This is a genomic window from Methylobacterium sp. WL116, from assembly GCF_008039455.1.
Taxonomy (GTDB): domain Bacteria; phylum Pseudomonadota; class Alphaproteobacteria; order Rhizobiales; family Beijerinckiaceae; genus Methylobacterium.
The window spans coordinates 1-827 of the sequence record NZ_VRUV01000976.1; the positions used below are offsets into that span (position 1 = coordinate 1).

Genomic DNA, 827 nt, shown 5'->3' on the forward strand with positions numbered 1-827 from the left:
ACTCCCCTTTGCGCAATGCGTCCCAGAACGCGTGATAGGCCGGCGCGTCGCGCTCTGCCGGCGTGACGAGCTTGCGGTGGTTCTGGCCCTTCAGTTCCGCCAGCGTGTAGCCAACGAGGCCGAGGAAGTTCGCATTGGCATCGAGGATCGTGCCATCGGGGGCGAACGCGATGCGGGCGCGCGAGCGGTCGATGGCCTCGAACAGCGCACGGAAAGAGCTATCGAACAAGCGCACCAACAGACTCCCAGCCGGAGGGTCTACGACCTCTTCGACTTGAATTGTAATTCTTGCCGTAAATTATAGATTAATTTCTCGATCAAACTGCCTATTTGTCGCACATCTAGTATATTTTTTACAATCCAGAAGCCGGCCGGAACCACTGGAGATATGGTAGGGGCCCCTGTGGGACTTCCCCTTTTCGCGCGTATGCGCTTCTTCCAACCCGTCCCATGCGAACTTCAAGTTGGCCGCGTTCCGTCACTCGCCGTCCGCGCCCCTGACACATCAGCGCCCCGCCGCCTTATCAACAGCGCCAAGCGGACCGCCGCGCGACATTTCCAGCTTTGCGCAAAGGAAAGCGCTCGAGAGCATGCCGGCAGCAATCCACCGAAGCTGAATAAACACGCGGATGCTGGTGACCGCGTAGAAAGATCATCTCCGACGTTTTCGATAGAAAGCGCTGCAGGCACCATTCAGAGCCTAGTGGTACGAGTCTAACACTTGGTGCCCGCGCTTTGCGGCCTGGATGATGCGATCCGGGTCGGCGGTCCAGACGAAGGGCTTCGGATTGCCGTTGCTCTCGGCGATGAAGCGTTTGATGGCGGCC

General features: G+C 58.9%; 1 protein-coding gene and 1 pseudogene. Both read right to left on the reverse strand.

Annotated elements, in window-relative coordinates; all coding sequences use genetic code 11:
• Positions 1 to 235: PAS domain-containing protein (locus tag FV223_RS28875; protein ID WP_147728640.1), on the reverse strand; the 235-nt coding region annotated here is incomplete at its 3' end.
• Positions 236 to 700: 465 nt separating this feature from the next.
• Positions 701 to 827 (reverse strand): annotated as a pseudogene (locus FV223_RS28880) (IS630 family transposase); the annotation flags it as partial.